Annotated in this window: 9 protein-coding genes; 5 read left to right on the top strand and 4 right to left on the bottom strand. The window is 59.5% G+C overall.

What is annotated here, in order from left to right; all coding sequences use genetic code 11:
* Positions 1-982: HAMP domain-containing sensor histidine kinase (locus tag L0H65_RS09855; RefSeq protein WP_301458702.1), on the bottom strand; the 982-nt coding region annotated here is incomplete at its 3' end.
* 60 nt (positions 983-1,042) lie between these two features.
* Positions 1,043-1,357 carry a DUF6476 family protein gene (locus tag L0H65_RS09850; protein WP_301458701.1) on the bottom strand — a complete coding sequence of 105 codons (315 nt, stop codon included), beginning with the start codon at positions 1,355-1,357 and terminating at the stop codon, positions 1,043-1,045.
* Here L0H65_RS09850 and L0H65_RS09845 point away from each other — a divergent pair.
* The 5 genes from L0H65_RS09845 to L0H65_RS09825 all read left to right on the top strand — a co-directional run bounded on the left by L0H65_RS09845 (position 1,356) and on the right by L0H65_RS09825 (position 6,008).
* Positions 1,356-2,393: an RluA family pseudouridine synthase gene (locus L0H65_RS09845; RefSeq protein ID WP_301458700.1), complete on the top strand. Its 1,038-nt coding sequence runs from the start codon at positions 1,356-1,358 to the stop codon at positions 2,391-2,393. The two genes, L0H65_RS09850 and L0H65_RS09845, sit on opposite strands and share 2 nt — an antisense overlap.
* Before the next feature lie 181 nt (positions 2,394-2,574).
* Positions 2,575-3,471, top strand: coding sequence for an RNA polymerase sigma factor RpoH (rpoH, locus tag L0H65_RS09840; RefSeq protein ID WP_301458699.1), 897 nt, complete (start codon positions 2,575-2,577; stop codon positions 3,469-3,471).
* A 117-nt stretch (positions 3,472-3,588) separates the two neighbouring features.
* Positions 3,589-4,008 carry an SRPBCC family protein gene (locus L0H65_RS09835; RefSeq protein ID WP_301458698.1) on the top strand — a complete coding sequence of 140 codons (420 nt, stop codon included), beginning with the start codon at positions 3,589-3,591 and terminating at the stop codon, positions 4,006-4,008.
* A 72-nt stretch (positions 4,009-4,080) separates the two neighbouring features.
* Positions 4,081-5,073 (top strand): Gfo/Idh/MocA family protein, encoded by a 993-nt coding sequence (locus L0H65_RS09830; RefSeq protein ID WP_301458697.1) that lies wholly within the window; start codon positions 4,081-4,083, stop codon positions 5,071-5,073.
* Positions 5,070-6,008: a hypothetical protein gene (locus tag L0H65_RS09825; protein ID WP_301458696.1), complete on the top strand. Its 939-nt coding sequence runs from the start codon at positions 5,070-5,072 to the stop codon at positions 6,006-6,008. Before L0H65_RS09830 ends, L0H65_RS09825 begins: the two co-directional genes overlap by 4 nt.
* On the opposite strand, the gene L0H65_RS09820 is transcribed toward L0H65_RS09825, so the two are convergent.
* Positions 6,005-6,349, bottom strand: coding sequence for an MmcQ/YjbR family DNA-binding protein (locus tag L0H65_RS09820; RefSeq protein ID WP_301458695.1), 345 nt, complete (start codon positions 6,347-6,349; stop codon positions 6,005-6,007). The two genes, L0H65_RS09825 and L0H65_RS09820, sit on opposite strands and share 4 nt — an antisense overlap.
* Before the next feature lie 4 nt (positions 6,350-6,353).
* Positions 6,354-8,180, bottom strand: a complete 1,827-nt coding sequence (locus tag L0H65_RS09815; RefSeq protein WP_301458694.1) for a M3 family oligoendopeptidase — start codon at positions 8,178-8,180, stop codon at positions 6,354-6,356.
* Positions 8,181-8,203: the final 23 nt, after the last annotated feature.

Below are 8,203 nucleotides of genomic sequence, written 5' to 3'. Positions count from 1 at the left end.
TGGACAACAGGTTTGACAGGCATTGCCGCAGACGCTGCGGATCGAGCATCAGGGGTTGGCATAGTGCCGCCGAAATATCGCGGGTCAGGCCCAGCCCGGCTTCCTCGATCCCCGGCTGGAACAATGCCAGCGTCGCCGCGATTTCATCGCTGGGCACGACCGCAGCCGGGCGCAGCGGCAGGCGGCCCTCCTCGACCGCCGACATATCCAGAATGTCGTCGAGAATGGTTGACAACCCTTCGGCAGAGGCGATCAGCACTGCAAGGCGTTGCTGGCTCAAAACATCCGTGCTACGGCGCAATTCGGCATGACCCATGCCCAGAATCGCGTTGAGCGGGGTGCGCAATTCATGGCTCATCTGGGCCAGAAAACGGCTTTTGGCCTTGTCGGCGGCAAGAGCCGCGGCGCGGTCGGCGGTGGAGGCCATATGGATGCGGTGGTTCGATTGCATCGCAATCAGGCCATATGCCAGACCGCCGCATCCGGCCAGCGTAGTCAGCAGAAAACCGACGTCAGTCAGCCCGTTGGCCTGCCAGAAGATCATATTGCCAATCAGAACGGGGATCGTTGCGCCCAACAGGCCGATCTTGCCGATGGGCAGATGGATTGCCCGGATCATCGCCAGTTGCAACAGCTGGGTGGTGACCATACCAATGGCCAGCGGTTGCGCAAAGCCTTCGGTATGCTGCCAGACGGCAGCGGCGACGATGGTGAAGCTGAACTCCCGCAGGAATACCAGGATCAGTACGACCTGATACCGCAGCGGCTCTCGGTCAGGATGAAGGTTGCGCATGTAGCGGATCGCCAAAAGATCGGTGGCAAACAGCGCGAGGATCGCGGGCAGGATGTACCAGAGCGACACATAGATGCCCGCAAGCAGCAGCGCGAAACTGGCAAGGAAATTGCGGGGCCACAGCTCCCCCTCGATCATAGAGGATTGACGACTGATTTCATCTGCCAGATGCGCGTTGCTTTCGGTCATGACTGCGCCTTTCCCCGGAGGGTCCGTCCCGCACCGCCAAATGCAGTGACGTGGCGCTGTTCAGCCGCCAATCTCCACCTCCACCTGCTGGCGCAGCGTTCCGCCCGCGTCGAAAATCAGGATGCGGTTACTTTGAGTGACAACGGCGGTCCAACCCTTGCCAAAGGTGACGGCCTGCGCCACTTCGCCTTGCGGCAAGCTGATCTCGGCGGGCGGCAGGGGGGTAACACTGCCGATCGCTTGCGGCAAGCGGGTGACAAGCAGCCAAACCACCGTTATGACCGCGACAATCATGGTCATCGTCAGGACGATCACCAACCCTTTTAGAAACCTCAAGCTGGGCGGAAGTCCGTCCGGTGCCGGAGCCTGTTCCATGGTCGATCCATCCTTGCCTGTCTTGCGCGTCATCATCGCGGAGTCCCCGCCTGACCGCCTTGATAAGGCGCTTGCCCGCGATGTGCCAGAAGAAGCGTCATTGTCGCGCTCGCGCCTGATGAAGATGATCGCGGAAGGCGCGGTTTTGTTGCAGGGTGTGGCGGTTACGGACCCGAAGGCGAAAGTGGCGGCTGGGCAGGTTTACGCGCTGACGCTGGAATCAGCGGTCGATGTCGATACCCTGGCGGAGGATATTCCGCTGGTGGTGATCTGGGAAGATGCTGACCTGATCGTGGTCGACAAACCAGCGGGCATGGTGGTGCATCCGGCACCGGGTTCCTGGAATGGCACTTTGGTCAATGCGCTGTTGCATCATTTCGGTGGCAATCTGTCAGGGGTGGGCGGCGAAAAGCGCCCCGGCATTGTGCATAGGATCGACAAGGAAACCTCTGGCCTGTTGGTGGTGGCGAAATCGGACCGCGCGCATCACGGGTTGGCCGCGCAGTTTGAGGCACATTCCGTGCATCGCCGCTATCTGGCGCTGGTCAACGGCGCGCCGGACGCCGCCGACCCGCGCCTGCGCGGCATCAGAGGCACCAGTTTCGAGCCGGGCAATATCCTGCGCATCGCCACCAATCTGGCGCGACACCGCACCGACCGGCAACGGCAAGCGGTGTTCTTTGAGGGCACCGGGCGTCATGCGGTCACGCGGGCGCGGGCACTGGAAGTCTTTGGCGCGCCGCCGGTTGCGGCGCTGGTGGAATGCTGGTTGGAAACCGGGCGCACCCATCAGATCCGGGTGCATATGGCCCATGCCGGGCACGGTTTGATCGGCGATCCGACCTATGGCGGTAAGCGCAAGCTGTCGCCCAAAGCGATCCGCCCCGCCGCAGTTGCCGCCGTGGAGGCATTCCCGCGTCAGGCGCTGCATGCCGCGACTTTGGGCTTTGAACACCCGGTTACGGGTGAAATGCTGGAGTTTTCATCGGAGTTGCCATCGGACATGGCCGATTTGTTAACTGTTTTGCGGCAATAAATCTGACATTGCCGTGAGGAGTGCGACATAATCCGCGATTGGCGACGGAACCCGGACGCCATGACGTATATTGACATGAGAACGGTCGGTGTTACGGGTTGCCCTTGTGGCGACGGTTCCGACTTCATAGATGTGCCTATCCCCGGCACGGCAACAGTCGAATTGGGGACGGAGGGTCAAGATGAGTACTTATGCAAATCTGCCAGCACCAAGCCCGGAACAAGGGCTGAACCGCTATTTGCAGGAAATCCGGAAGTTCCCGTTGTTGGAGCCGGAAGAAGAATACATGCTCGCCAAGCGATGGGTCGACCACCAGGACAGCACGGCTGCGCATCAGATGGTCACCTCGCATCTGCGATTGGCCGCCAAGATCGCAATGGGCTATCGCGGCTACGGCCTGCCGCAGGCAGAGGTGATTTCCGAAGCGAACGTCGGGTTGATGCAGGCCGTCAAACGCTTTGACCCGGAAAAAGGTTTCCGGCTGGCGACCTATGCAATGTGGTGGATCCGCGCCTCGATTCAGGAATATATCCTGCGGTCGTGGTCTTTGGTGAAACTGGGCACCACATCGGCGCAGAAAAAGCTGTTTTTCAACCTGCGCAAGGCCAAGGCCAAACTCGGCGCGTTGGAAGAAGGCGATCTGCGGCCCGAAAATGTCGCGCAGATCGCCAAAGACCTGAGCGTGACTGAGGCCGAGGTCATTTCGATGAACCGGCGGATGTCGGGCGGCGATGCCTCGCTGAACGCGACTGTTGGCTCCGAAGGCGAAGGTACGGCGCAATGGCAGGACTGGCTGGAGGATGAAGACAGCGACCAGGCCGGGGATTACGCCGAAAAGGATGAGCTGGACACGCGGCGCGAAATGATGATGCAGGCGATGGCCGTTCTGAATGACCGCGAAAAGGATATTCTGGTCCAGCGCCGTCTGAACGATGTGCCGGTGACGCTGGAGGCGCTTTCGGAAAGCTATGGGGTTTCGCGCGAACGTATCCGCCAGATCGAAGTGCGGGCGTTCGAGAAACTGCAAGACAAGATGCGGGAATTGGCGCGCGACAAGGGGATGCTGATCCCGGCGTAAAGCCCGGTGTTGAAGCCAGGCGAAAATTTTCGTCGAAAATTTTGACCCCGCCGCTTGCAAATTGCCTGCTGCGGGGTTTTTTGCTTTGATGCAGCGAAACCAGCATGAGGGGACGGCATGAAAATCACGATTGAGGCAAAGGTGAACGCACCGATTGATCTGGTCTGGCAATGCTGGACCACGCCGGAGGATATCAAACAGTGGAATGCCGCCTCGGATGATTGGCACACCACCGCCGCAACGGTGGACCTGCGTGCGGGTGGCCGGTTTTCATCCCGGATGGAGGCGAAAGACGGCAGCCTTGGCTTTGATTTTTCGGGGCAATACCTTGTGGTGGAGGAACCGCGCCTGATCGTCTCGCGTCTGGCGGAAGCACTGGATGGGCGCGAGGTTCAGGTGGAATTCACCCCTACGCCCGATGGCGTGATCGTTCGCGAAAGTTTTGAGGCAGAGGACAGCCATTCCGAGGCGCAACAGCGCGACGGCTGGCAGGCAATCCTCGACCGGTTCGCTGGTTATGTCGAAGCGAAGGCGTAAGGGCCGACGAATATCTGTTCACCCTGCGGGCCAAAGACATTAGCCTGACGCCAGCAAAAACCGGAGGGCAGAATGACCAAACCAATCCGATGGGGCGTTCTTGGTGCGTCAAAATTCGCGCGAGAGCACATGGCACCGGCGATCCATGCTGCCAAAGGCGCTGAATTGGCTGCGATTGCCAGTTCTGATCCCGCCAAGGCCGCGCTGTTTCTGGCTTTTGCTCCGGCGGCGCGCTTGCATGACAGCTATGATGCGCTGCTGGCGGACCCAATGATTGATGCGGTCTATATTCCACTTCCGAACCATGTGCATCTTGAATGGACGTTGAAGGCGTTGGCATCGGGCAAGCATGTGCTGTGTGAAAAGCCGATTTGCCTGAAAGCGCCGCAGATCGCGCAAATCATCGCGGCACGCGACGCATCCGGACTGCTCGCGGCGGAAGCTTTTATGATTGTGCATCACCCGCAATGGCAACGCGCGCGGGACTTGGTGCAGTCCGGTGCGATTGGCAATGTGACCCACGTTGACGGCGTGTTCACCTATGACAACCGCGCCGATCCCGGCAATATCCGCAACAAACCGGAAACCGGCGGCGGCGGGATTTATGACATCGGCGTTTATACTTACGGCTCTGCCCGTTTTGTGACCGGGGCGGAACCGCAGGCGTTGCACACCCGGATGCAGCAGGAAAACGGTGTCGATACCTGGGCGCAGGTGACGGGGATCATGGCGGGGCCGATGGGGCGGTTTACCTATTCGGCCACCACCTCTTTGCCATGCACCACCCGCAAGGAATTAATTTGCATTGCGGCAAAGGCCTTCTACGGCGTACCGCCCCCGTTCAACGCGAATGTCTTTGCCGAGGCGCAGTTGGAATTGCGCCAAGGCATGCGGGTCACCACCGAACGCTGGCCGGGCGTGAACCAATATGTGCTGCAAGTGCAGAATTTCGGCGACAGCATCCGCTCTGGCGCGCCCTATCCTTGCCCGCTGGAATTCACCCAAGGCACCGCCGCTATGATCGACAAGATTTTTGCGGGGGCGGAGGTGATTGCGTTGACGTGAGCGGCTTTGTCTTTCACCTCCCCACGGCGGTTCTGCGCGGTAGCGATGCCCTGAAACCCTATTACACCCGCCTGACCGAAGGTTTGGCTTCGCGCGGGTTTGCGGTGCGATTGGTGCCGCATGAGCGCGAAACGCTGCTGGCGACAGTGGCCGCAGATGATGATTTCCACATCGTCGATCACGGCGCCGAGCGGCATTCCCGCGTGTTGAACACCGGGATTGCCTATGTTTATCCGTTCTGGAACCTTGACCCCTGGGGCATCCGGGCGCTGTCCTCCCTTGCGGAAAAACCTTTTGATCACAAGAAGATAGACATGGAAGCTGCCGCAGATTTCGCCAACCGTCTGCGTAAGCGTTGGATGCATACCCGCAAGTCTCGGTATGAGCAGCCCCGGCGCACAATAGCGGTGCCGACGGGCTGCATCGCCGTGTTTCTGCAATCGGAAAGCCACCGCGATCTGATGGAAACCTGCCATCTGACCTTGCGCCAGATGGTCAAGGCGCTGCTTGTCCGCGACGATCCACGCGCGATTGTCATCAAGCCGCATCCGCTGGACCCGGACCCTGCCACCCTTCGGTTTCTGGCGCGCATTGCTGACCGTGACGCCCGTGTTCGCATCACGCAGGGCAATATCCATGACATTCTGGCGGCGGCGTCAATCTGCGTCACCATCAATTCCGCCGTGGGGGTGGAGGCGATGATGCATGGCGTTCCGGTGGTTCTGTGCGGGAAAAGTGACTTTCATCATTGCGCGGTGACGGTGCAAACATCGGAAGGCATGGCGGCGGGGATCGCACAGGCGGAAGCGACAGATTGGCCGCATGACGCGTTTTTATATTGGTATTTCGGTTTGAATTGCCTGAATGCGGGCAAACCGCGGCTGGTTGATGACTTTCTGGAACGGGTGGCCGCAGCGGGGTTCGTTCCGTCCTAAGACCCTAATTCCGCGCGTTTTTTCTTGGTCAACCCGGCGAGGATCATATCATAGGACGCTTCAATATGCCGCCGCAATTCCGGGTCGGACAGCCCGCCGGGCGGCCCGTAATTCTGCAACCATTTCAAACCACGAGAGGCGAGATAGGGGGCAGGGCGCAGACCGTCCTGCGTCTGCAACACCTCAAATGCAATTTCGGAGGCTTTGAAGCTGACGCCGCTGTCGCTGACTACCGCAAACACCTTGCCGCCGACCTTCCAGACATCGGACCCGCCCCATTGCACGACATGGGTTGACGCGCGCAGGGATTGGCAGAAAGCGTTGATCTCGTCGCGCGTCAAGGGCTTAATCCTCCATCGCTTCCAGCTCATCAATGAAGCCGGAGATCATGCTCAACCCCTTGTCCCAGAAGGCGGGATCGGAGGCATCAAGCCCGAAGGGGGCGAGCAATTCCTTGTGATGTTTGGACCCACCAGCTTTCAGCATGTCGAAATATTTTTCCTCAAACCCCGGCAACCCATCGGCATAAGCCGCGTAAAGCGCGTTCACCAGGCCGTCGCCGAAGGCATAGGCATAGACGTAAAACGGCGAGTGGACGAAATGCGGAACATAGGCCCAGAAGGTCTCATACCCGTCCATGAATTCAAACGCATCGCCAAGGCTTTCGGCCTGCACCGACATCCAGAGCGCGTTGATATCATCGGGGGTCAACTCACCTGTCGCGCGGGCGGCGTGGAGTTTGCATTCAAAGTCGTAAAACGCGATCTGGCGGACGACGGTGTTGATCATATCCTCCACCTTTCCCGCCAGAAGGGTCTTGCGTTCCGCCTTGGTTTTGGCGCCATCGAGCAGCTTGCGGAAGGTCAGCATTTCGCCGAAAACACTTGCGGTTTCGGCGAGGGTCAGCGGGGTGGAGGACAGAAGTTCGCCTTGATCGGCAGCAAGGCGTTGATGCACGCCATGGCCCAATTCATGCGCCAAGGTCATGACATCGCGGGGTTTTCCCATGTAATTGAGCATGACATAAGGATGCACCGTTGTCACGGTTGGATGCGCGAATGCCCCCGGTGCCTTGCCGGGTTTCACGCCGGCATCAATCCAGCCTTTGGTGAAAAACGGCTCTGCCAACTCGGCCATGCGGGGGCTGAAGGCGGAATAGGCTTCGGTCACGGTTTTGCGGGCCGTTTCCCAATCGACCACGCGCGGGGCATCTTGCGGCAAAGGCGCGTTGCGGTCCCAGACCTGCATCACCTCCAGCCCCATCCATTTCGCTTTCAGCCGGTAATAGCGGTGCGAAAGTTTCGGGTAGGCGGCGACAACGGCGTTGCGCAGTGCCTCCACCACCTCCGGCTCCACATGGTTGGAAAGGTGACGGCCGGTTTGTGGGGTGGGCATTTTGCGCCAGCGATCCTCGACCTCTTTTTCCTTGGCGAGCGTGTTATGAACGCGCGCGAACAGCTTGATATGTTTGTCAAATACACCGGCCAAGGTGTGTGCCGCCGCCTCGCGTTTGCTGCGGTCAGCATCGGTCAGCAGGTTCAATGTCGCCTCCAGGTTCAGGGCGCCATCTTCTCCTGCAACCTCAAATGTCAGGCCTGCCATGGTTTCATCGAAAAGCCGGTTCCATGCGGCGGCGCCGACGGTGGATTGGTCGTGCAGGAACTTCTCCAACTCGTCCGACAACTGGTGTGGGCGCATGGCGCGCATACGCTCAAACACCGGTTTGTAGCGGGCGAGATCGGCATTGGCGACCAGCAGGCCATCCAGATGCGCTTCTTCCAAACGATTGAACTCAAGGCTGAAAAACACCAAAGGCGTGGTGAAATTGGTGATGCGGTCTTGCGCGTCGGCCATGAATTTCGCGCGGTCGCTGTCCATCGTGTTCTGATAATAGCGCAGGCCCGCATAAGACATGATGCGCCCGGCAGTCACGTCAATCGCCTCATAGGCATGGATGCAACCCAGCATTTCGGCGGCTGTCAGGTTTGCGAGTTTGCCTTCATAGCGGGTGGCGAAATCGGCGCAGGCTGTTTCCAGCGACGCCATGTCGCGGCTGAATTCCGGGCTTTCTGGACTTGGATAAAGATCGGTCAAATCCCATTCGGGCAGGTTGCCAAACGCCTTGCCGCTGGAATTGGCATCGAAAACGGGGCGCGGGAGGGGGAGCATCATGGGAATAACCTTTGGTTTGTTTC

Origin of the sequence: Pseudorhodobacter sp. (assembly GCF_030452865.1) — a bacterium.
Taxonomy (GTDB): Bacteria; Pseudomonadota; Alphaproteobacteria; order Rhodobacterales; family Rhodobacteraceae; genus Pseudorhodobacter.
This window is presented reverse-complemented; position numbering and strand designations above follow the sequence as displayed.

Coding starts and splice junctions, on each gene's coding strand:
- L0H65_RS09845 (WP_301458700.1), top strand. CDS start 1,356: ATGGTCGATCCATCCTTGCCTGTCTTGCGCGTCATCATCGCGGAGTCC.
- L0H65_RS09850 (WP_301458701.1), bottom strand. CDS start 1,357: ATGGAACAGGCTCCGGCACCGGACGGACTTCCGCCCAGCTTGAGGTTT.
- L0H65_RS09815 (WP_301458694.1), bottom strand. CDS start 8,180: ATGATGCTCCCCCTCCCGCGCCCCGTTTTCGATGCCAATTCCAGCGGC.
- L0H65_RS09835 (WP_301458698.1), top strand. CDS start 3,589: ATGAAAATCACGATTGAGGCAAAGGTGAACGCACCGATTGATCTGGTC.
- L0H65_RS09830 (WP_301458697.1), top strand. CDS start 4,081: ATGACCAAACCAATCCGATGGGGCGTTCTTGGTGCGTCAAAATTCGCG.
- rpoH (WP_301458699.1), top strand. CDS start 2,575: ATGAGTACTTATGCAAATCTGCCAGCACCAAGCCCGGAACAAGGGCTG.